This window comes from Marinobacter adhaerens HP15 (genome assembly GCF_000166295.1).
GTDB lineage: Bacteria > Pseudomonadota > Gammaproteobacteria > Pseudomonadales > Oleiphilaceae > Marinobacter > Marinobacter adhaerens.
In genome coordinates this window covers 130,438-153,281 of the sequence record NC_017507.1, presented here as the reverse complement: position 1 = coordinate 153,281, position 22,844 = coordinate 130,438, and the positions used below count along the sequence as shown (strand labels likewise).

The window sequence follows — 22,844 nt, the reverse complement described above, 5'->3', positions numbered from 1 at the left end:
AGGCTTACACTTAGGGCATCTCAAAAGATGTTCTTACTGGCAGATAGGCACGGTGATTAGGGCAAATGATCATAATGGCGTTGCTTGTTTTTCCAGTGTCGAGAAATTTAGAATGCTCTGTACGTAGCTCGGCTTGAGAACAGCGTTACGATGTATGCTCCAGACTCCGAAGTTAGCACTATTGAAAACCGAGAGCCGATATTTGTTCAGATGAAATCGGTATCAAAGTCCGCATCTTCGTCAGTGACCGAGCAATGTTAAACCGCCCAAGTGCAATAATGGGGTCAACAGCATCTAGGTTTTGAAAATTGAGTCGGGTCCATTGTTTACGATGGACAAGGACGCTTATGAGGTAGACGTTGTCTGCCTGACCTGTTGCATCGTTAATTTCGGTTTTAAACGCGGTCGCCAACACGGTGTTGATATCAGAGTGCACAGTGAAAGCTTCCCCAATAAGTCTGAAGAGCATGGAGTGCGCGTAGCTGCAAAATCTTTGCTGTTTTTTCCGTTGGGGGAATGGTTTCACGGACAGACCGATTCCTCGCTTATAGGCAGCTACATCTTCCGAAGGTACTTGCTCTATATCAGGTAGCTCTACCTCGATGCTAAACAGTCTTTTCAGCTCATCTGTGTCTACAGCTATGTCGCCTTCAGTCGGCCAATCAATATCTTCCAGAACATCCTCAAAGACCTGCGTAATGGCGCTCCAATCTCCTTGCTGGCAAAGTCTATAAGCGGACTTCCTTTCTGCCTCAAATTGCTCATGTTCCTCTTTTGCAGATTGCCAATTTTTTGTCGCCTCTCGGTGAAGTAGAAGGGTCGCAAAATTTTGTCGTTCGACTTCCCCGCGCTTTTTGGACATGAACCGTTCAATGAGGCCTAATTTTCGAAGGCGTGGAGGCTCGGGCGCTGGTTCTTCAAAGGTCGTGGGCAGATAAGTTGCCGTTTGCTCCGGAGACGGCGTTTGGGCATGCAGCGAACGGAACGACTCGAGAAGCGCAGAGTGTCCCTGCATATGAGTATCCAAAGCTTTGCGTAAAGACTCGGCGGCAAAGCTCTTAGCGGCTTGTAGGCCGTCTTCTCCAAGGTCTTGACCGTGCTCATCGAAAACCCGAATTGATCCGTCTACTGATCGAATGCGCACTTGCTCTATTCGACGAGCAACGTCGGGAATGTCTGTCGAAAGTTGCAACGAAGGATAGGCCTTGGCATTGCGAGTTGTTTCACCAGCAATGCGTTCGCGATAAGTTACTCCGGCGTCTGGAATATTTAAACTCTCCCATTGGCCCCGTCGATGTAGGGAAAGTGGAGTTTTGCGAGTTCCCGCAGACAAACCCACTCCTCTTTTACCGATGTTAACGCGAAAGCCGGGTGCGATTCGGATTGATGTGCGATGGCGGAATGCCATAGTAGCTCCGTTTAGAAAAACTAATGATCAAAGAATATATCGATAAGAAGTCATCATACGTTCGTGGGGTTCTGCATATCTCGAACATATAGTATTGGTCCGCTAATTTAATACCAATGCTCGGCGTAGTTCGTTGCCCATGCTTTTTACGCTAATAGAGGCTGACTTGAGAACAAGATGGTGTCTTTCATTGTTGGTGTATGAAAAAAACCGCGCCATCGTGGCGCGGTGAGAGTAAGGCTTGCACATAAAAGGACGCACTTGACATGCATGAGACATTACGCCACGCCATTGTAGATAGATGCATGCGGCATTCACGGTGGCCTGATATGCCAAATATTCGAAGATTGTCTCGCTTTAGCCGGGACATGGCGAAAGGCCCTTTCGCTTGAGGAGGGGAGCTGTAAACCCAAGTTATCGAAAAGCGCGTCCCAGCGATGACTTCAACCGCCTTTTGCTCGACGATACTGATCTGGCGTTATTCCGTACCATCGTTTGAATGCTCGACGGAAGCTCGCACCATCGTGATAACCCAATAATGTCGCGACGGATTCAATAGAAAGGTGTCTATCTTTCAGATAATTTCCGGCTTGGCGGGCTAAAATTCTATCTCGAATCTCGCGAAATCCTGTACCCTCACGCTTCAAACGTCGAGCTAATGTGCGCTTACTGATGAACAACGCAGCGGCTGCGCTATCCTCAGTCAATTGGCCAGCAGGGGAGGAGATCATCATTATCTCAATTTTTCGCCAGCAGGTATTCGATTTTTCTGGGAGGTTTGCCAACATAATTTCGCATTGTTCGCGCACTAAGGCGTAGCTTTCGTTACTCGCAGATGCGTTGGCGACCTCGCACAACGTCATTGGTACGCGCACGAACAACTCACCACTTGAAAAAAAGACCCGGCCAGGAATGTGATCCGCATACCCCGCCGCCGGCCCCGGATCTTTGTGGACAAAGAACGTGTCCACCTCATGCGCAGGTCGGCCAATAATAAATTCAGCGCAAGATAGCAAAGTCAATGCGCATATCTCAGCCATAAAACGGCTTACTTCAGGATTCATTTTGGCATCAAGAATCGCGCGCACGATTAAATGATCATGATCAATGTATCGATCCAGCCTGACAAAACTTATTCGTGTTGGCAAAAACGCCTGAAAAGCTTCAATGGCAGACAGCAAATTAGGGCTGCTACACGCGAGATAACCTAGGGGACCATGAGCAGCCGGGGTTAGCCGCCTGCCAATTCGCACCCCCAGTTTGTCGTCCTCGGCAAGGCGCAAAGCGTTTTCGATGACTCGTATTTGTTGATGGGCATTAAGTCGGGTGCCTTCGTCCAACAACTCTTCGACAGTGAGGTGCGTTTCCCGCAGTAGCTTTGGCAGGTCGCTCGCTTGCATGCCCAGTTCCTGCGCAATAAGCCGTGTATAGCTGGTTGGAATACTGGCAAAAGCGAACGAGTCTAAGTGCGTCATCTGGCTTATCAATTGATTAATTGTAGGGCAGTCGTACGATTGTCTTTTTATGTCCCTCTCCTGTCAATTGATGACCTTTTAGCCTCGTCTTCTGCACGGCAATCTAGAAAGCATCCAAACTCATTCGCTTGTGGCTGATCTATAGCCATCCGAGAACTCTGGAGGATTCATGGGCCATATCACGTTTATCGAGCACAACGGTACTCAGCATAAGATAAAAATTGAGCCAGACAAATCGCTGATGCAGCATGCCACAGACAACATGGTTCCGGGCATTGATGCTGATTGCGGGGGCGCCTGCGCTTGCGGCACTTGCCATGTGGTTGTCGATGATGCTTGGTATGCGAAGACCGGCAAGACCAACATTGTCGAGCAGCAGATGCTAGACATGACACCTGAGCGCGCGCCGACCTCTCGCTTGGCTTGCCAAATTGAGATCACCGATGCCATGGATGGTCTAGTGGTTCGCTTGCCCGAATTTCAGATGTAATGGAGACGCCTGATGAAACTTCAAACCCGTGCAATGAATCTTAGTGCCCGTTTTGTGCCGATACAGTGGCAAGTGAGAGCCGCCCATCTTGCGCAACAGGCGCTGGAGAGGGTTGGTTTGGCACCACAGACTCCGAAGTTTTCGGAGCATCCCTTGCCCGATGTGTCTTCGCTAGCGATTGAAGATGTCGACGTTAGCAATCCTTTTCTTTGGCGCCAGGGTTTGTGGGACGCCTACTTCAGGCGATTAAGAAACGAAAAGCCGGTGCACTTTCAACAAAACAGCGCGTTTGGGCCTTTTTGGTCTGTGACCCGGTTCAGCGATATCCTCTTTGTAGATAAACGACATGATCTATTTTCCGCGGAACCCATTATCACTTTGGGCGATCAACCGGCGGGACTGGCAATTGAAACGTTCATCGCGATGGATCCTCCAAAGCACGATAGACAGCGACAGGCAGTGCAGGGCGTGGTTGCACCCAAGAACCTCAGGGAATTGGAAGGCTTAATCCGACAGCGAACTCAAGATGTGCTGGATCAACTCCCTGTTGATGAACCCATTGATTGGGTCAATGATGTGTCCATCGAGCTTACGGCTCGAATGTTGGCAACGCTGCTGGACTTCCCCTACGATCAACGCCGCAAACTGGTGTACTGGTCCGATTTGGCTGCCGCGAGCCCTGAGACAACCGGGGGCGATGTCGGGCGAGATGAGTTTTTCCCAGCTGTTGCCGACGTCGCACGATCCTTCTCCATGTTGTGGCGCGAAAAAGAGGCACTTCGGGATTCGGGAGAAAAACCGGGCTTCGACGTGATTAGCATGATGGTCAATAACGAAGATACAAAGGACCTGATCCATCGCCCCATGGAATTTTTGGGCAACCTGGCACTGCTTATCGTTGGTGGCAACGACACTACCCGCAACTCGATGACCGGTGGCGTGTTAGCTTTGCACAAATTCCCAAAAGAATTCGATAAGCTCAAAGCTAATCCGGCCCTCATTCCTAATATGGTATCCGAAATTATCCGGTGGCAGACGCCATTGGCTTACATGCGCCGAGTTGCAAAAAAGGACGTTGAGCTAAACGGTGAAAAGATTCGCAAAGGCGACAAGGTAGTCATGTGGTATGCATCCGGCAACCGGGACGAGCGAGCGATTGATAAACCGGATCAGTTCATCATTGATCGTAAAGGAGCTCGTAACCACCTTTCTTTCGGTTTCGGTGTGCATCGGTGCATGGGCAACCGCCTAGCCGAGATGCAACTCCGGATTCTTTGGGAAGAAGTTTTGGCACGCTTTGACCAGATTGAGGTTCTGGATGAACCTGAATATGTCCAGTCAAACTTCGTTCGAGGCTATACCAGGATGATGGTCAAACTCACTAAAAAGAATCAGGAGTGAGTTACAGAAAAAGCAAAGCTTGAGCGTGAATAGGTAGAGGCCCAGTTGCAGGCGAGCGAGAACGCATTGCAAGGGCGGTGATAATTTAGTTATGCGATCGTGACATGTAACTCTGCTAGTCGACTGTGCCTCTTAGATGTCAGTCAAGTCGATATTTAATCAATGGCCTGATGGCCAAAGGTCAGGCCGTTGTCAATAAAGCGCTGCAAAACAATACCATAGGTGCCATCAGGCAGTTCCTTGGCAATTTCGAAAGGTTTTCCGGCGCTGTTAAGGGGTTCTCTGCTCAAGTCCAGAAGGCGGTATTTTTTCGGCCGCTGTTTTTTCTCATCTCTTACCAACATTACCTTCGGTTTCCGACGATTTCTCGGGTTAGAGGCAATCACGATGGCCACCTCGCCCGATTTCATCTCAACGATGGAACCTGGCGGATAGATGCCGATCATAAGTACGAACTCGCGGGTTAAGTCAGGATCAAACTGATTGCCTCGGCATCTGTGGATGATTTCCAGTCCCTCCATGGACGATCGACCTTTGTCATAGACTCGATTGCTTGTTATCGCATCGTAGGTGTCTACGATGGCAACAACTTTTGCGAAGTAGGGGATCTGATAGGCAACTAGTCCTCGAGGATAACCTTTGCCATCCAGACGTTCGTGATGGTTATATGCCACGTCTACCGTGGCATGAACGACTTTGGGTAGAGCCATTAACATGTCACGGCCCCAGTTAGTGTGATTCTGCATAATCCCGTATTCCTCTGGGGTCAGAGCTCCTGGTTTTTGCAGAATATCGACAGGAACTTTGGATTTGCCGACATCATGCAGCAGACCGCACAGTCCAAGCGTGCGAATCTCCTCCTCTAACAATCCCAGCTTCTTGCCAAAAGCAGCTGACAGGATTGAAACGTTTAGGCAGTGCTCGGCGGTGTATTCGTCCTTGTGCTTTAGTTTGGTGAGCAGCAGTAGCGCATCATCATTTCTCAATAGACTGTCGACGCAATCGTTGACAACTTCCCTGGCTTTGTTGAGATCCAGTGCCCTGCCAATACGAAGCCCGGACATGATGCTGCTAGCGACCGATTTTGCTTCTGTATAGTAGCTCTTTGCCCGGTTCACCTCCTGCTCGACGCCGATCTTATTAATATAGGTCACTCGCTTGCCGGTTAGAGCCTGCTTGTGGCTGTTCCGATCTTTGCTGCGCGTGTTTGGATTGTTGCGTTGTCTGACGCGCCCTTGGATGCCATTGACACGAGATACCGGACGGTTTTGATGATCGTCCGTGGGTTGTAATTCTGATTCAGTGTGTTTGACCTTACCCTCGATAACAACCTTTCGACACTGGGATTGAATAGCATCGATATCGTCTTGCCTCTGTATAATAAAACCCTGAATCAAAAAGTCGGTTTCTTCCCATGGACGGTCAAGCCTGACCACATGCATACCGATTCGTAGTTCGGAGACGTCAATTTCAAGTTCGATTGTTTCGTAGCGCATGTAGTAGTTTACCTATTTTCCCAGCTTTAACTCCTGACCCGCCCTCTCAGCGGTTTAAAACAGCTCGGGCGGTCGTGCTTGATTTGGCAAAAGCCTTGCCGCTCTATCACTGTGCTCTACAGCAGTCACCGATAGGTCGACAGGGCAAGATTTGCTTGTCTAAGAACTAGATCATGGTGGCTGCGCTAAGTTGAGTAGGTTTGCCGCCTCCTGCTTGGCCAGTTCGGCATTGTAGGGCCGTTCATTTAATATCTAACGCTGCCCCGGCTGGGTCAATAGCATCATTAATAGACCTACTGGCCAGCGGAATTGTGAGCTTGCGCCAGATATCGTCATAGTATGTCAGGTTGGGCTCCTTCGGACGTTGATAACGTATGACTCGAGTGGTTCGAGACTCTAAATTGCCGGCGTGGTACGTCCGCAAGCTTGCCTCGTACTAACACTGAGGCAAAGCTCGGGCTTTTAGTTTATCGGGTTCGATCATGCCGCAGACGCAATTGATGGGTTTTTAGTGTGCGAGTGATGAGGACACGGTATGCAATTACACGATAGAGCGCCGTTGATTTTTCAGGCGGAGAATGATCATGGGGCGTTTGAGCTACGCGTTTTGGTCCAGCTGGATGGTAAGCTAGCGGCTTACGGGCGCGAGTGGCTTAATCAAGATCAGCGCAATGCGGTTCTTGACGGCAAGCTGCAAGTCGCTCGTCTTCTCTGGGTACCAGAGACAGCGACGCTTAACGATCAGGTGCATTGGTGCGTGTCCGACTGGCGTAGGCAGGGCTTTGCGCCATTGGTCCGCAATGATTTAGCGTTCGATGTTCGCCAGCGCCGCCTTATTCCCGATGTGGATCTTGGCTACCTATCCCTCCCGACACAGCGGCCCAGCAATTCGCTATGCAATGAAGTAGGGTGCTGATTCTGCGAGGTTCTGAATTGATCATCGAGCAGGTTGCTCACCCCCTCCGCAAGCGAGGGGAAGCTGTCAATGGACACGTGTCCGGTATCATCCGTGTCAGAGTCAGACACTTGTGTAAGTTTCTGGGAGAGTGAGGGCAATTTAAATCACTGCCACGCCACATTTGGGAGCGTGCCGTCGACTTGTTTGAACCTCTGACACTCAGACCATGCACTTGATTATGCTTGCGATTCCGGACGACGATGTGCTGATCCATGCCGGCGATAGTCTAAGGTAACGGGCGTTAGATTTTGAGGCACTTTGGACGGCAACATATGCAATGTCCGAAAAGTTCCTTACGTCTCGTTGAGCCGGAACCCACGACGCCGGTTCAGCCTTGACCGCACAGCAAAAAGGCAGCAAGCATCGCTGAATGTAAAGGTGAGCTTCAGGCCTGATGATCAGGTTTGAGTAGGTCGCTCCGAACTGATCCGATTAAAGATCTTTGCCTGAAAATTGCAGAACGGTTATGGGCGTATTGCCAAACGCGAATTACTCAATGGTCGGTAGAAATGAAACACGCGCAGTATCCCATGCAGCTTGTGTTCTATTTTTTGGACAAACCAAAACGCGAGATCGGTTTGGAAAGAAGCCAGCCCGGAAAATCGAGTAGAAAACCGGGCCGGCTCGCCCCATGTTGTGTGTCCATCAGCTACGATGATCACAATCAAAGGTATACGGGCTACATTATCCGTTGGATTTTAGACTACTCAGTTTAGTTGTTCCCAGCTGGCAACGGCTTCCGCGCCGTATTCTTTGCGCCACTCGTTTAGCGTTTTTTGATTTCCGCCCCGTGTTTTGACGATTTCACCAGAGTGAGGGTTTTTGTAGGTTTTCATTGCACGCTTGGGCCCATCGGAAGTGGGCATGGTGGTTGGTGTCAGTGAGGAATCAGCAGCGGTAAGGACATTGAACGCATGTTTTGCGGTGAAATTATACTCTTTGAGCAACGCTTTAATATCGGCCTCAAATTGTAGTTCCCGTTTTAGGCCAGTATCTTCTTCGAGCTGCCGGAGTTCATCGGCAAGCTTTGCCATCAAGCGTTTTTTCTCAAGATAATTGGACAGTTTTGCCATAAAAATAAACCTTCGATTGAAAGTTGGTAGGAGATGAATAATTAAGAGTCAAATATATAGCAATAGGCCCGAAAATTGAAGGTAAAGGGTGTTGTACGATAGATAGCCTGGTCTCAAAATCGGGAATATCACTTCTAATTGCACTGTCAGACATTGACTTCGTAGTTCGTTGACATTCACGTAATCAACAAGGATCGAATTTGGGCGAAGTTCTTCCAAATAACGCTCGGCCTTAGTCCGGGTCAGAAGTCTCCCCCGATCGTTTGCCTTAAAAATCTTGATGATGAGGCCTAGTGGAATGTTTGGTTTCTCGGCAGCGGTATGGAGAACAGCATCGCCCCAATAATTCTGGTCCTCTCTCGGAACGCTCAGTTCGCTAAACAATCCAACAACACCATCGAAGCTTTCAATGAGCGGAGGTTTTTGCGCAAGCGTGAAAAACTCATGAAAGGCAAACTCATATTGAAAGGAGCCTTCTTGTTATTCGCTATTCCGCAAGCTCAATTCAAATATAGGTCGCGTGCCAATGCATGGCTGTCGACATCGACCGCGCGTATCTGAACGTCGACCTCTAACCAGACTTTGACCTCGCAAGTCTCAGGGAATTGCCGTCGGCACTGCAGGAGGAAGCTCTGGCGATTATTCGTCTGGATTGGTGCGGCGCGGCCTTGCACGCCTATCTTCCAGATGGGCATCTCCACCTGGATCAGTGGGCAGGCGAGGGCATTTCACAGTTTGAGACGCCGTAGATCGTTGCGCTGGTTTTATCCGTGGAGTGCTCCCCACCCCTTGCGAGCGGGGCGGGGAGAGCGTAAGTCGAGTTAAAAAGCGGTACCAAGTTCAAGGGCAGCCCCGACATCAGCGTCGCTGTACAGAGCTGCCAGATCAAGGCGAGCACCGAACACATTGAATCCTGCGCCGGCGGTGAACTGCGTGCCTTCCTCGATTCCAGCCGACTCCGTTTCGTCGGCGATGTTATGTCGAACCCCGACACGCAACTGGGCATAACGGAACGCGTCGAATTCAGCGCCCACGGCAACCCATTGACGGTCGGACTCAAAACCAAAGCCCTCTTGCTTTGTCAGATCAGCCTCGGCCGTCACCACATGGTAGTCGCCGTAGTGCGCAATGCCGGCGGTGACTCTCGGATCCAGTGTCAGTTCGCGTTCCTGCTCGCCCAGATCGGGACGTTTTGCCGCGGACTTGAGGTCCATTGGAATCACGTTTTTGATTGCAGCACCGGCTTGCCACCGATTCGTCTCGCCAAAGCGATACGCGACGCCGAGGTCCAGGTTAAAGCCGCTTTTTCGGTTTCAAACTCGCTGCCGTCGAACTCATCTTCGTCGAAACCGGACACCGTTTCGGTGTATTGGAAGGTCCGCAGGTTTACATACTTTGGAGAAACCCCAACCTGAATTTTTTCCCCGTTATTGAGCTCAAATTCGCGCGCAAAGCTGACGCCCACCTCGGACACGGCAGAAGCTAGCACGCGGCCCCGAGACTCCAGGTCGGTCGAGATTGGTGTTCCAGGGGGCGGGAGAGTGCCCGTCTCGATGGCCTCCAGGCGAGCATCATCGTCTTCGTCAAATTCACCCCGGACAGTTGCCGTAAGATTGCCGTTGACAAAGACGCCTACAGAAAGCGACTTCCCCGGAAAAGCGACAGCCAGCCCAACTCCGACATCGGCCCGAACGGTGTCCTGGTCAAAGGCCTGAAGCTGATCTCGGAGCCGTCCGGCTTCGGCTTGTACATTCGATGGGTTGGCGGGTAGAGCGGTGGCTGCGGCGTCCAATCGGCCGATGGTGTCCTGGATAGTATCCACCTGGTCGGTCACTTCTTCCTTATCGGCAACACGGGCGTTTACCGAAGGAAGTAGGAGGCCAAAGTCGTCGGACCACCCGTGGTGATCGCTTGCCATGAGTGCCGGGTTTGTACTGGCCGCGTCCACAGGCGAAGCGGCTGCCACCCCGGTACCACCCATCCCCAATGAACGAGCGGATGAGAAGGAGGCGGGCGCTGCGAGTGCCGTGGAAGAAATAAGGGCAACCGAAACGGCCAGAGCATGAGGTGCCAATTTTAGATGCATACTTAATCCTTTGGGTTAGAGGGACAAACAGTTATCTAACATAAAATAGAATAACCCGTACTATGCTGCCAATTTGTAGCTGAACACGGCGAAAAGCCCCTTCGCTTGCGGAGGGGAGCTGTCAAAGAAACCGATTCTAATTAGCGTATTAAAGTGAGAACTATGTACAGCACTACTGTCAGACACCTTATATTGCTGCAGTTGATCCCTCGGGCGCCTCGGTCGACGACAGCAAAACACCTTGTGCAGCCGTTAGCAGACTGGGGTATTCGAGTGACGGTTCGTTCGGTACAGCGAGACCTGGACGCCCTCAGCGTCCGGTTTCCGTTGATTCTGGATTCAACAGACCGAAAAGCTTCTTGCTGCATTGGAGCATACGGGTGTTTTGAGCGATGAGCAGTTAATGGCGTTGCACATTGAGTGTCTAAACGAAAAATATAGCGATTAAACTTCTCTAGCTACAAGCTTAGATGCTGTCCGTTTCACCTGCTTCATCTCATTCTAGAGTTCGTTGGTCAGGATGACCCGGGCTCAGAGCTGGCAGGGATGTCTGGCAAACGCGACATCCATCTAGGGGTGCGATGGTCCGAAGAGCGGCTTGGCTTCGTCACGAAGGAATGGCGCAGAGCGTTCCATATGGCAGCTCAATATCCAGTCGTACTTTGGCCTCAGTGCCCTTTACATGCCGTTTCACAGAGGATAGCCGCAAATCTTTCCCAATTTTTCCATACGAGCGATTGCTGGCTGAGGTACTCCCATAGCTCCACCCGCCCTTGGCTGATTAAAACAAGAGAGCGAAGTTTTTGAAGCTAACAGCCAGAGTAATTGTGTGTATCTATAGAAGATGACTTTCCCCTTTTAGGGGCACTCAGTTGCTACCAACTTAATGCGGAAAAGCCTCCTTCGTGGCTGTCTTTTCATTTCCGGCTCCGAGCTTTCTGGTCGGGATGTGGCCGTATGAGAACGAATGTCTACGTCGATGGCTACGACTTTTCCAGAGCACTTCGAAATGGCACCGACATATATCTTTCAGAGTACTGGCGACTAACCGCATATAGCATTGATGTAGCGGTAGCTCGCCAAAAGCGACGCCCGAAATCAGGTTATTAGTTGGGATGTCTTGCGTTGCGTATAAGAAGGAACCAACTGTTTTTGGTCGACTGAACGACGAGAGAATGCCGATACGCTGGCAACATTGTTGGACGCCGTATAGACCAAAAATAAGCCCCCAATCATACCCTCCAACACGATCTGGAAACCCATTCCCTATTCGCCACGATGTGCCGGGTTTCAGGCCGTTTACACAATTGGCAACGGCATATTTGTGTGATTTAGAGATAAGCCAAGCTGGATTTTTTCTTCATCGCTGAATTCAAACTTGTGCGAGAGGCTGACGCCCGATTGTTCAAGGCGCTTGGTTCCTGCGGTATGGGTGTTGTCTGGCCCTCATGGCTTTCCAACCCGGGGACGGGGCTATCCACCGGAGAAAAAGGATGCTTTTTCTTGTGCGAAGTCTTTATAATTGTACGTCAGAATACAAGATACTATGCGAGAAAAAAATGAAGCGTTTACCAATCGTTGTTGCTTTTTTTGCTCTTCCGTTGAGCTCCGCTTTGAGTGCGGAACCGGTTAATCGCCTATACCTTACACCTTTTATTGGTTATCAATTTTTTGATAGCAAAACAAACGTTGATGATGCAAAAACTCAGGGGTTGGGCGTTGAGTATCGATTCTCTCAGCAATGGGCGATAGAGCTATCTTACACATCGGCAGACCCGGATGTGAGTTTTGATAAAACTCATCTTGACTCGATGTTAGGCGAGCCCGAGTTTCCAATTATTGAGGACCCGCTGCCAGGTAGTCCGGCTCAATCGGTCGGAGCTACTGGTTCATCGGAGTTCAGTGCCTTTCGGGTCGACGGTTTGCACTATTTTGCGCCACTCTCGCAAACTTTAAATCCGTACGTCTCGGCTGGGGTTGGACATGCGTCGATCGATCAGGGTGATCAAACACGACTAAATGTGGGTGCCGGGCTTCGGTTTGACTTCACTGACCGACTTTCATTGAAAAGTGAGGTTAGGCAGTTTCATGGCGTGGACGACAGCGTTTGGGATACGCAGGCTCTGATCGGTATTTCATTTGCCTTTGACCGTGCGCCTGTTCGACGTAATGAGGTGCGCGCTGTTTCAGAGGTTGCGATGGTTGAGCCTAAGCCGGACGGCGTAATCGACAGCGATGGCGACGGTGTCCCTGATGACCAAGATCAATGTGCTGGAACGGACGCCGCTCGTGTTGCTGAAGTTGATTCTGTAGGTTGCCTTGGAGAAGTCAAGACTTTGCGAACTGAAGTTGTAAGTATTACTTTTCCGTTGGATAGTGCAAGCATTCCGGCCGAGTTCGACTCGGAGATCGATCGCATTGCCGCTTTAATCCTTGAGAACACGGGTACAGTAATCGAAATAGCGGGGCATGCTGATGCTTCGGGAGACTCTGTCTATAATCAAAGGCTGTCTCAACGTCGAGCTGAATCTGTAGCGTCGGCTTTGATATCGCGGAATGCAACGATAGCGGATCGTATTAAGGCTGTTGGTTATGGGGAAACTCAACCAATAGCGACAAATGAAACGGCACAAGGTCGGGAAATGAACCGCCGCGTTGAGGCTCGAGTACAAGTGCTGCGTTAATGCATTGGGATCTTCCCTGAACAGACAAGGTACTTCGACCTTTGCTATGTCGGTTAGCGCAAAAAAATAATCTACCGATGTTCGGACGCGTTGCGTCGCGTTTGTGGGTATACAAATGGGATTGTTAATCCCAATATTTTGTTAGCCCACTGAGTCCGTAATGAAAGTGGGCTTGTTGAGTGTCCACAAGAACTGCAGTGGACATTCTTTTATCGACCATCCTGCCAGCCGTTGATAGGGATACTAGGTTGTTTGCTTGTTAAGGAGTGATAATTGAAAGAAGCGATGGGTGTTTCACTAAACTTCGAACGCCATGGGCGTGATCCTCATTGAAAACATTTGATTCACACCAACGACCCACAGACGCGATATTAACCTTGGTAATTTTCGGTCGCATCGTTCAAGCAAGCACCGAGTGTTGGCCCCGGTGAAACGTTTGCGGTGAAATGCACGTAGTGCACTTCAATAGTGTCACCGGGATGCAAGCTGCCGCATTTAAACGAGCAAATGTCAAAGCGTTGCTGTCGTCGACTATCACCATGGGTGAGAGAACGGTCGCTTTGCGCCAGTGTTGAAACGATCGGTCACGCTTGAGAACGGCCTTTGTGACGTTCGATTTCTTGGGCCAGATGAGCCGCGAACTCGCCTAGTTCTTGTTCACCCCAGAAGTCATCAGACGAGGATCCATTCCGACCTTGAAGAGTTTCTGACACCTTGCGGCGTTTTAGCTCAGCCCGCTGATGTGCGAAGACAAAGTGTAAGGCATCGACTGGAATGTCATGGCCTTCGTCGTTCATGATTCTTCTTAGATATTTGAATGCGTCCGGTCCGGGTTTTTTCTCTTTTCGAATACGATCTGCATCCTTTTTACGAATCTCAAAAGCACTCGTCCATTGGTCAATCGCAAGGTCCCATGCCGCATCGAAGCTCTGTTCGGCACTGATAACGAACCGTTGGGTTTGCTCTCTCAAATTCACTATAAATTGACAGTGATACCGTTCAGAACCGGGGTTTCGGAGGATTCCAAGAGTGACTCCTCTGAAGCCAAGCCCTCGTCCTGCCAGTGTACGGGGATGATCTGAGCGCAGTTGGTCGAAGTATTGAGCCGCAAACGAGCGCATCCTCAGCCGAGCATAATAATGTTGTGCTCGAAGCCGCTGGTACTCGTTCCACTCAGAATCCCGTATGAACGGGTGGGTATTGCGAATCGAAAAATATTTTTGATAACGCTTGTTTCTGACGGTGCCGCTGACTCTCCAGCCAGCAAATCCGCTTTTCAGTTCACCATAGTCGTAAAAGTCGATCGCCATATTTTTCGGTTTAGCAGGTGTTGTGAACAAAAAGAATTTGTCTTGATAGTTTAAAAGATCCATCAAGAAATGTCAGTATACAGTGTGCTCTACGAAACACCATCGTTTAAAGAGCTGCAGCCATCATCACCACTGAATGTTAACTCATTTAAGTGGTACGCAAAGACACTTGGTCTGTATCACGAAAACCATAACAAACGGCCCTGCCGGCCATTCTTCACGCGCGGCTCTGCTTGGTTATCCGGTTTTAAAACAAGGCTATGAGTGCTCTGTTACGAACTGACTAACTGCTTGTGCGACGCGTTCCGGTTGCGTAATTGGCGCCCAATGTGGTGCGTCAATTGCGAGTATTTTTAAGTCAGCAACCCAGCTAGAGAGGCCATCCATTAGTTGGGGTCGGACATAGGCATCGCGTTTTGGAACGATGACCTGGACGGGGCAGCGAGCAATTCGAATCCTGGGATTTAGGAGTCGCGACACAAAATTAGCTCGGTACAGTTTTACGCCATATTGCCCATCATCTCTTTGTGACGAATGATATGTGGCGTCTGATATTTCCTCATGCTTCTTCAAATAATCTGGCCAGTACTTATCGAGTCCAATGCGCCAAATGGCCTCCGGCACAACAGGAATTTGAAACATAAATACATACCAGGAATGCGCTAACTGATCAGCCATTCTCTTGAGTTTCGGAAGGTTTGCTGAGGATACTGCGTTGCGAATCCACCAGCCTACATGATCCAAGCAGGGACCGGATATTGAAGTGTAAGACAGTATGCGATCTTTCAAAGTGTTGCCAGTGACGGACTCCCAGCACTGAATCGAGCCCCAGTCATGAGCGATCAAATGAAAGCCACGCCCAGGAATCAGGGCATTGACCACGGCCTCTAGATCCTTTGCAAGCAGGGGCAGTTTATAACTGTTTGTCTTACTCGGTTTGTCTGACTTACCGGCGCCGCGGACATCATATCGGATAATGAGATATCGATCTTTCAGCCTCTGTGTGACTTGATCCCAAACCTGGAGGTTATCCGGATAGCCATGAACTAACACAAGAGGTGTTGCCTTCGAATCGCCCTCAATCACGGCATGGATTAGGAGATCGCCGCTGATGATCCAGTGTGTTTTTTGCTGACTCACGGTGTACTCCCTAGCCTCGACGGTGTCCCGATCATAGCCCAACTTGTTGATCAGCGTTGGCAGCAGAGTGGGCCAAGACTCGACAGCCCCTCTCCGCAAGAGAACGGGATTCTTGGTTAGGCCGCAGAATCCATCGTTATGTAGAGCTACTCAACTTGCAGGAGTTGATGCGGTGGTGATTTGGCCCGAGAAACCCTTCCGACTGTCGCGCTTGTGCGTCGATAGTGTCGGGAAACAATGTGAGTGAAGCCAAAGGTGCAATATGAAGAGTGCGGATTACATCATTATTGGGGGTGGGTCGAGTGGCTGTACCTTGGCAGGCCGTTTAAGTGAGAATCCGAGATCTGAGGTTGCATTGCTGGAGGCCGGACCGGACCGGGGGAGTAGCGCGTTGATTAGAACGCCGGCTGCCGTGGTCGCTATGGTCCCGCGTAAGGTTAACAACTGGGCCTTTGAGACCACACCCCAGCCTGGACTGAACGGCAGACGGGGGTATCAACCCAGGGGGCGAGTACTGGGTGGGTCTTCAGCAATTAATGCGATGGCCTATATTCGCGGCCACGCAAGCGACTACGACGCGTGGGAAGCCGCAGGCAACGAGGGTTGGGGCTTCAACGATGTCCTTCCGTATTTTAAAAAATCAGAAGCCAATCAGAGGTTTCATGACGATTGGCATGGAAATAGTGGACCGCTGAAAGTTAGCGATTTACAAAGCGATAATCCCTTCCAGAAGCACTATCTCGAGGCCGCTCGGCAGGTCGGTTATCCGATAACGGAGGACTTTAATGGACCTCAACAGGAGGGAATCGGATTATACCAAGTTACACAGCTCAACGGTGAGCGCTGGAGCGCTTATCGGGCTTACATAGAACCTCACAGGTCAAGCCGAAGAAATCTTTCTATTCATACGGAAGCAATTGCGCAAAGAATTGTTTTTGAAGGCAAGCGGGCCATCGGTGTCGAGTTCACCAGGCGAGGGCGGTTGGAGTATATTCGGGCTCGGAAAGAAGTCATTCTGAGTGCTGGCGCATTTCAGTCCCCTCAATTGTTGATGTTGTCTGGTATTGGCGACAAAGCAGAGCTGAGCGAGAAGGGCATTGAGGTAATGCATCACCTTCCCGGCGTCGGCAAAAACCTTCAGGACCACCCAGACTTTATTTTCGGCTACCGATCCAATGATAGTAACCTGCTAGGCCTTTCGCTCAAGGGAGGTATGCATGGCATTCGACAGTTTATCAAATACAGGCAAACGCGGCGGGGTCTGCTTGCGTCGAATTTTGCAGAAGGTGGCGGATTCCTGAAGACATCCCCAGAGCTTGAGGCTCCAAACATCCAGCTGCATTTTGTAGTCGCTTTGGTCGATGATCACGCAAGACGTTTGCACCGGGGCCATGGGTTCTCATGTCACGTATGCCTGTTGAGACCAAAGAGTCGTGGAACTGTGGTGTTGAAAAATAACAACCCTGCATCACCGCCGGTAATAGATCCGGGGTTCCTTAATGATGCAAACGATGTCGAGGAGCTCGTGGACGGCTATAAAATGACTCGAAGGCTCATGGCAGCTCCCGCCCTGGCCAAGTTCTGCACTGAGGACCCGTTCACGGCAAACGTCAAAACCGACAAGCAAATAATCGATATTCTCAGAAATCGCACCGACACGGTCTATCACCCAGTTGGCACGTGCAAGATGGGTACCAGCAAGGATTCAGTGGTCGATCCACGGTTGAGGGTGTATGGAGTGGAGGGGTTGCGTGTCGTCGATGCTTCCATTATGCCGACCATTATCGGCGGCAACACCAATGCACCAGCGATTATGATTGCCGAAAAAGCGGCTGATTTGATAGCTGAGGATGCGGACGACACGCAAAGTTGATCGTATGGGTTGAGTCGAGCTTCGAAATCAAGTAAAGCCTTAATATCAAATGCAATTGTCCTCCCCAAAGGCTTTCGTTGTCTCGATCATCCAGTGGTTTCTGGTCCTTAACGAAAAAACACTTGGTGCAGAATCTGATGTTAAAAAAGGCTTTTCCTAGACAGAGCCAGTATAAGATAGTCCATGCGAGGAATGTATTAATCAGGCTGGAATCAGCACGCAGCCTAAGAACTGTAGCGAATCCTGGAGATACCCGATGGGTCAGAGGGAGGAGAATTGGGGACCAACACCGTGAATGTGGAGTCGCAGTCGTTGCGACTGGATAACTCCTTGAAGAAATCACTGATTGGGCAGGTTTTGTCCGTCGAAATGGCAGGCAGCAGTCGGACCGTTTTTTGGTTGGGTCATGCGAGCTCCGAGAGTGACGAGAAGGTATCTGGCCAACCCGCACGAGTAATTTATCAAGGGGGAGTCGAGGTTGGATCATACGTACAGGTAATTGGCTCTTGGCACGAGCACCCAAAATATGGGCTTCAGTTTCGTGCCTCTTCCATCCGGCAACGCCTACCCCAAACCGTGGGCGAAATAGAGACATACTTGGTGTCTTCCAACGCTCCTTTTATTGATGCTGAGCTTGCTCAGAGGCTTGTAGCCACTTTCGGTGAAAAAACCTTAGATATAATCGAGTCAGCACCGAGAGCCCTGACCGCCGTTCAAGGTATTCGGGCAGAGGATGTCAATGAAATAAGCAAGTTCTTTAGGGCCAACAGCGAAAATGTGCGCCGTATCAATGAACTCGTCGAGTTGGGAGTCGATGCGCCAACGGCCATTAAGCTGTACAAGCGCTACGGAAATGTTGCATTGAGTCGCGTTAAACGAAATCCCTACGAATTGTTGGGAGGGTTCCCATTTTTTGACTTCAGGCTTGCGGAGACGGTTGCGTCAGTTGTTGGTTTTGAGTCTGCGCTGTCGAGAACGTCTGCACTGATTGGTTGCGCTATCAGACGATTGGAAAGTTCGCAGACCGGGTCTATTTATGAGCTTAGCGACGTAATTCGCTCAGCGCAGGTTTTCGATTCCGAAGCGGGCGATCTCATCGTAGCACGGCTCGGGCAACCGATTCCGGGTGTTAAGGTTCTTTTTGATCAACGCCATAATCCTGCTGTCACTTATTTAACAGTGCCCAAATATTTTAAAGATGCCACGTTCATCGTAGATGAGTTAGCGGAGAGACAAACAATTCGGTCGTCCATCGGAGAGGCTTTGAAGGATCCAGGCCTGTCGACTGCAAATGAGGCTCTTTCTCCGCTGATCTCACCGGCATCTTTTGACAAGACACTGTTGGTCGTCCAAACGGTCTCAATAGAGGTGGCTTGTGATACATCGGTCGAATTGGCAAGTGCCGTTTCGACGTACTTGGATTCACTCAGTGGAAACCTGGTATCGGTTACGGCGGTGGGGGCGGAACGTATCCGCTCCACTACGGGGCAACAAAGTCCGACGTTGCATGCGTTGCTCAATGACTCAGATTTGGATGGCCAAATGGCCGTTTCCAACTGGGATTGGATTATCGTTTATTCGGCAGATCACCTGAGTGCAACGTTGTTTGCGAGACTCTTGAAAGCCGTCAAGACGAATTGCTCCATCATACTGATTGGTGATTGCGGCAATGCGAAAACCTTGCACGGACGTTCTATACTCCCCGATCTCGCAAAATTTGCGGAGGGCCATGGCGGGTATGTTGACCTTGAGAAAGAAGTGCCTCCGACGCCCAACTCCGTTATAACAGTTGCAAAGTCATTTTCTAGGTTTGGGGCGCAGCGGCCTGTCCTCTTGCAGAACGCTGGGTCGTATCCGAATGCTTGCCTTGGGCAGATTCAGAACCAACCACTATCGGCTTGGTGGACGAACGATGACGCGCATACCTTCAGTGTCCTACCACGTCTTATCAAGGCTGCTGTCGCTCGCTTCACAAGAGACAATGTTTTAGTATTTTCTCCGAGTGAGACCGGCTTCCTCGGTTTTCCCGCCTTGAACGATCATTTGCTTAATATCTTTAACCCCTCAGGACGCGAGGGACCCTGTTGGTCAACGGCAGAAAGACTTCCACCGAGGATAGAGGGGTTGGCTTTGCAGCCTGGAGATCGATTGACTTTGATTAAAAACGTACAATCCAAAATCTGGCGCCAGGGAGATTTTGCGACGATTACGTCAATTAATTACGAGCGGAAATGCTTTTCTGTGAAGACAAGTGCGGGTGCAGAGGAGACACTTGGATACGCAGCACTCGGTCGAGCGCGCTTGGGGTGGGCAGTACCGCCAACGCGAGCTCCCGCAAAACTCCCGATGTACGGGATTTTCGTGCTTGACGAGCGCCCCGGCATTGTTACCGGCGAAACGATTTATCAAGCGCTTCGCAATGTTCAAAAGGGCTTGATGGTCGTGGGCCCCAAGAGCGTTTGGGAGAGGGTCATTGAGGAATCCCGAGACCTCATCCATAAGACTCATCCAGGCATTTTATCGATTATGTTTGCGCAGCGGGATGCTAAATGACGTTAATGTGGATGTCGTTAAAATTATCCGCTTAGGAGGACGGCCTAGTCTGTTGGCTAACTAAGCTTCGTTGCATGGAGAGGTCGGTGTGGCGAGCGATCATTAGCAAACGTCGCTTGCATGGCAATTTCGTTATTGTGGATAACTTGGCCATCAGAGAAGCAACGAACTCCAGTTCTTCCTGCAGATTCTGGGGTGTTCGCTGATGAGCCTGATCGGCCCAACCAGGAGATTTGAGGCTGACCTTTTGAAACTGGCTTGGCCTAACGGCTTGGTTAGCTTGATGGGCAATCAAGACCTCCGTCAGCTCAATTTGTGCAGGGATATTCTCGATCCCGGAGAAGCAGGACAGGATGATTAGGCGTTGAGCTGCTAACTCAGCTGGTAGATCTAAAGGCGTACTCTTGAAAAGCGGGCGTGCCAATCGATTATTTGATCGCTGTTTTGTGCGTCGATACAGGGAACCCAAGCCAACTGCTGCCCTGTCCCAAGCCTCTACTGTCATGACACGTGATAAAAGTGGATGCCTGAAAAGCGCGTAAGCAAGGCTGTCGCGGTCAAGTCGAGCATGTGGGTGTCCCGCTCTGCGATACCGGTTAGCTTGAATGTCACTCGCAGTTATGAGTTCGAGGCGGCTTGAATCTTCGCAACGATATAAGAAATGAGCCCCTGTTGGTGACCAGAGTAGCTCACAGTCATCAGTTAATTTTCTATCGTCGTGACAATTTGCCATGCACTGTCTCGTTCGTCAAAATTGTGTTTTCTGTTCAGAATCTGTCCTGAGATCATCGACACCAAATTTGAACCGTCAATTTGATTTCTAGATAAAGAATAATCGCATACAGTAATCTATGCCATATTGGCTAACACCGCTGAAATACTTAGTTGGCACGGTGAATTATGCGAGGTCGATTTCTGAGGAAATTATTTTGCCTTTACGGGTCTAAGGCTTTCCTATCTGGGCCTTGCCGCTGTTCGTGAGAGTCAAGAGGTCTGTTGAACGGTATTCTGTCCGATGCCGCCTTCATAAATAAGGCGCGCCGGATCATCTGGGCTGGCTGTCCAGCCTTGTCGCTGCAAACAGAAAAGGAAATGAGTCTATGAATACGGCCTTAGCGGAAGCAACTGAACAGCTCCAGTTCGATGCCAGAGAAAAGCCCAATGTGCCAGTCCGTCACATGGAGTTTAACTTTGACTCGGCGAATCTGGACGACAGATTTTACGAGGGCACCGAACTCGCCTCTGCGTATTTTGAGGCACTGTCCATATTTCTGACGTACGGCGAAGACCTGGTGATTGATACGGCGCGTTATCATCGACAGTTCGTCAAAGACCCCGAATTAAAGCGTTTGGTCACCGTTCTGATTGGCCAGGAAGCGATCCATTCGAAAATGCACAACGAGTTCAATGATGTTTTAGCTGAGCATCGATTCCCGGTGACATTTTACCGATTCCTGGCCGACAAGGTATTTGAGTATGGTTTCAAACGCCTCTCGAATCGTATGCAGCTATCTCTGATGGCGGGGATTGAGCATTTTACGGCGGTACTGTCTGAGTACATGATGAAAAACGAGGCTGTTTTCTACACAACTGACGATGAGAAGCAGCGTGCTCTTTGGATGTGGCACATGTTGGAAGAGTCCGAGCACAAGGACATCGCCTTTGATGTGTTCCAAGAGTTATCTGGAGATTATGCCCTCAGGATGCGGGGCTTCGCATTGGCAGCTTTTACCATCCTAGTCCTCGTACCCCTAGGTGGTTCTTTGATCCCGTTGATTCGAAAACCTACAAATCTCATTAGCCCCCGCTATTGGAAAGACGTTAGACGAAGCCTTGCTCTGATTGCAGGTCCAAAGAAGGGTGTTTGGGGTAGTACTCTCGGTCATATTATCGATTATACCCGTCGGGATTTTCACCCACAGGATCATGACACCAGCGCCTACCTTGAATATTACAAAGCGAAACTCTTGCACCCTGACACTGGATTACTGACTCCGTTCATGACTCGTGAGTTCTCTCCAGGCCTTCGCGGTTAACAAAATCTACGTGGTAAACATGATGAATATTCTTAAATTCCGTTCTCGTAAATCGAGTCATAATGGTTACGCGGTGGTCACTGGTGCTGGCAGTGGTATCGGTCGAAGCTTTGCATTGGAATTGGCAAAGCGCAACACGGCCGTTGTTTGTGCTGATCTCAACAAAGAAAACGCGGAAAAAACTGTGGAATTGGTTGAACGAGCCGGTGGTGTTGCTTATGCGATTTCCTGTGATGTGGGTAAGGCTGCCCAGGTCAAAAGGCTGGCGGAGCGATCTGAAAAACTGTTGGGTAATCCCGTAACCTTATTAGTGAATAACGCCGGCGTTGGTATTGGAGGAAAATTCGATGAGTTGAGCCTGCAGGATTGGAAGTGGGCAATGGATGTAAACCTGTGGGGAGTGGTTCATGGTTGCCACTATTTTACGCCGCGCTTTAAGAAGCAAGGTGGTGGTGCGATCATTAATGTCGCTTCAGCTGCCTCTTACACCGCCGCACCTGAAATGAGTGCGTATAACGTAACTAAAGCTGGGGTTCGAGCACTTTCAGAAACCTTGTATGCGGAGCTCAAGCGCGACAATATCAGGGTAAACGTTCTATGCCCAACGTTAGTGCCGACGAATATTATAAAAGATGGACGTATTCCTGACCGGTACGCAAAGCTCGCTGATCACGCTCTGATGAACTATGCCATGACTTCGAGTGAGTCAGTGGCAAAGCTAACACTCAATCGCCTTGATAAAGGTGAGCTCTACACGACGCCCCAGGTTGACGCCAAATTGTTTTGGGTCATGAAACGCGTGTCGCCGAATTTGTATGCCGATTTACTCGGCTTTTCATATCGTTTCGTCAAGCATTGAGG

At 50.0% G+C, this 22,844-nt stretch carries 14 protein-coding genes and 2 pseudogenes; 8 read left to right on the top strand and 8 right to left on the bottom strand.

Features of this window, described 5'->3' with window-relative positions:
- Positions 1 to 178 precede the first annotated feature (178 nt).
- Together HP15_RS21495 and HP15_RS21490 are read right to left on the bottom strand one after the other, a co-directional pair.
- On the bottom strand, positions 179 to 1,408 hold the full coding sequence (locus HP15_RS21495; protein ID WP_014579437.1) for a DUF4236 domain-containing protein: 1,230 nt from the start codon (positions 1,406 to 1,408) through the stop codon (positions 179 to 181).
- A 443-nt stretch (positions 1,409 to 1,851) separates the two neighbouring features.
- Entirely contained in the window at positions 1,852 to 2,808 is a 957-nt protein-coding gene (locus tag HP15_RS21490) for an AraC family transcriptional regulator (protein ID WP_169702254.1), read from the bottom strand.
- A 244-nt stretch (positions 2,809 to 3,052) separates the two neighbouring features.
- On the opposite strand from HP15_RS21490, the gene HP15_RS21485 reads away from it, so the two are divergent.
- The gene (locus HP15_RS21485) at positions 3,053 to 3,373 is read left to right on the top strand and encodes a 2Fe-2S iron-sulfur cluster-binding protein (protein ID WP_014579435.1); all 321 of its coding nucleotides are present in this window, start codon (positions 3,053 to 3,055) and stop codon (positions 3,371 to 3,373) included.
- 12 nt (positions 3,374 to 3,385) lie between these two features.
- The gene (locus tag HP15_RS21480; RefSeq protein ID WP_014579434.1) at positions 3,386 to 4,774 is read left to right on the top strand and encodes a cytochrome P450; all 1,389 of its coding nucleotides are present in this window, start codon (positions 3,386 to 3,388) and stop codon (positions 4,772 to 4,774) included.
- Between the two features lie 155 nt (positions 4,775 to 4,929).
- Here HP15_RS21480 and HP15_RS21475 read toward each other — a convergent pair whose 3' ends face one another.
- Positions 4,930 to 6,270, bottom strand: a complete 1,341-nt coding sequence (locus HP15_RS21475; RefSeq protein WP_014579433.1) for an HD-GYP domain-containing protein — start codon at positions 6,268 to 6,270, stop codon at positions 4,930 to 4,932.
- A 535-nt stretch (positions 6,271 to 6,805) separates the two neighbouring features.
- Between HP15_RS21475 and HP15_RS21470 the strand changes: the two genes are divergently transcribed.
- Positions 6,806 to 7,186 carry a hypothetical protein gene (locus tag HP15_RS21470; protein ID WP_014579432.1) on the top strand — a complete coding sequence of 127 codons (381 nt, stop codon included), beginning with the start codon at positions 6,806 to 6,808 and terminating at the stop codon, positions 7,184 to 7,186.
- Positions 7,187 to 7,935: 749 nt separating this feature from the next.
- On the opposite strand, the gene HP15_RS21465 is transcribed toward HP15_RS21470, so the two are convergent.
- Complete coding sequence (locus HP15_RS21465; RefSeq protein ID WP_014579430.1) at positions 7,936 to 8,301, bottom strand: histone-like nucleoid-structuring protein, MvaT/MvaU family; 366 nt, start codon at positions 8,299 to 8,301, stop codon at positions 7,936 to 7,938.
- Positions 8,302 to 9,122: 821 nt separating this feature from the next.
- A pseudogene (locus HP15_RS22960) lies at positions 9,123 to 10,387 on the bottom strand (conjugal transfer protein TraF).
- Positions 10,388 to 11,880: 1,493 nt separating this feature from the next.
- On the opposite strand from HP15_RS22960, the gene HP15_RS21450 reads away from it, so the two are divergent.
- Positions 11,881 to 13,071 (top strand): OmpA family protein, encoded by a 1,191-nt coding sequence (locus tag HP15_RS21450; protein WP_041646815.1) that lies wholly within the window; start codon positions 11,881 to 11,883, stop codon positions 13,069 to 13,071.
- A gap of 259 nt (positions 13,072 to 13,330) precedes the next feature.
- Here HP15_RS21450 and HP15_RS22130 read toward each other — a convergent pair.
- The 3 genes and pseudogenes from HP15_RS22130 to HP15_RS21440 form a co-directional block, all read right to left on the bottom strand.
- Positions 13,331 to 13,583, bottom strand: a pseudogene (locus HP15_RS22130) (delta-class carbonic anhydrase); the annotation flags it as partial.
- A gap of 72 nt (positions 13,584 to 13,655) precedes the next feature.
- A complete protein-coding gene (locus HP15_RS21445; protein WP_014579421.1) occupies positions 13,656 to 14,444 on the bottom strand; it encodes a hypothetical protein in 789 nt (262 codons plus the stop codon).
- Positions 14,445 to 14,639: 195 nt separating this feature from the next.
- A complete protein-coding gene (locus HP15_RS21440; RefSeq protein ID WP_041646873.1) occupies positions 14,640 to 15,521 on the bottom strand; it encodes an alpha/beta fold hydrolase in 882 nt (293 codons plus the stop codon).
- 262 nt (positions 15,522 to 15,783) lie between these two features.
- On the opposite strand from HP15_RS21440, the gene HP15_RS21435 reads away from it, so the two are divergent.
- From HP15_RS21435 to HP15_RS21415, 4 genes are all read left to right on the top strand, one after another.
- On the top strand, positions 15,784 to 17,394 hold the full coding sequence (locus HP15_RS21435) for a GMC family oxidoreductase (RefSeq protein WP_014579419.1): 1,611 nt from the start codon (positions 15,784 to 15,786) through the stop codon (positions 17,392 to 17,394).
- Between the two features lie 291 nt (positions 17,395 to 17,685).
- Positions 17,686 to 19,947: a helix-hairpin-helix domain-containing protein gene (locus tag HP15_RS21430; RefSeq protein ID WP_014579417.1), complete on the top strand. Its 2,262-nt coding sequence runs from the start codon at positions 17,686 to 17,688 to the stop codon at positions 19,945 to 19,947.
- 1,100 nt (positions 19,948 to 21,047) lie between these two features.
- The gene (locus HP15_RS21420; RefSeq protein WP_014579414.1) at positions 21,048 to 21,983 is read left to right on the top strand and encodes a metal-dependent hydrolase; all 936 of its coding nucleotides are present in this window, start codon (positions 21,048 to 21,050) and stop codon (positions 21,981 to 21,983) included.
- A gap of 19 nt (positions 21,984 to 22,002) precedes the next feature.
- On the top strand, positions 22,003 to 22,842 hold the full coding sequence (locus tag HP15_RS21415; protein ID WP_085987860.1) for an SDR family NAD(P)-dependent oxidoreductase: 840 nt from the start codon (positions 22,003 to 22,005) through the stop codon (positions 22,840 to 22,842).
- The last annotated feature ends 2 nt before the right edge of the window (positions 22,843 to 22,844 follow it).

Excerpts from the sequence above, each read along its gene's own strand:
- HP15_RS21435 (WP_014579419.1), top strand. The coding sequence starts at position 15,784 with ATGAAGAGTGCGGATTACATCATTATTGGGGGTGGGTCGAGTGGCTGT.
- HP15_RS21485 (WP_014579435.1), top strand. The coding sequence starts at position 3,053 with ATGGGCCATATCACGTTTATCGAGCACAACGGTACTCAGCATAAGATA.
- HP15_RS21490 (WP_169702254.1), bottom strand. The coding sequence starts at position 2,808 with ATGCAAGCGAGCGACCTGCCAAAGCTACTGCGGGAAACGCACCTCACT.
- HP15_RS21465 (WP_014579430.1), bottom strand. The coding sequence starts at position 8,301 with ATGGCAAAACTGTCCAATTATCTTGAGAAAAAACGCTTGATGGCAAAG.
- HP15_RS21450 (WP_041646815.1), top strand. The coding sequence starts at position 11,881 with ATGCTTTTTCTTGTGCGAAGTCTTTATAATTGTACGTCAGAATACAAG.
- HP15_RS21420 (WP_014579414.1), top strand. The coding sequence starts at position 21,048 with ATGAATACGGCCTTAGCGGAAGCAACTGAACAGCTCCAGTTCGATGCC.
- HP15_RS21475 (WP_014579433.1), bottom strand. The coding sequence starts at position 6,270 with ATGCGCTACGAAACAATCGAACTTGAAATTGACGTCTCCGAACTACGA.
- HP15_RS21415 (WP_085987860.1), top strand. The coding sequence starts at position 22,003 with ATGATGAATATTCTTAAATTCCGTTCTCGTAAATCGAGTCATAATGGT.
- HP15_RS21470 (WP_014579432.1), top strand. The coding sequence starts at position 6,806 with ATGCAATTACACGATAGAGCGCCGTTGATTTTTCAGGCGGAGAATGAT.
- HP15_RS21495 (WP_014579437.1), bottom strand. The coding sequence starts at position 1,408 with ATGGCATTCCGCCATCGCACATCAATCCGAATCGCACCCGGCTTTCGC.
- HP15_RS21480 (WP_014579434.1), top strand. The coding sequence starts at position 3,386 with ATGAAACTTCAAACCCGTGCAATGAATCTTAGTGCCCGTTTTGTGCCG.
- HP15_RS21445 (WP_014579421.1), bottom strand. The coding sequence starts at position 14,444 with ATGGATCTTTTAAACTATCAAGACAAATTCTTTTTGTTCACAACACCT.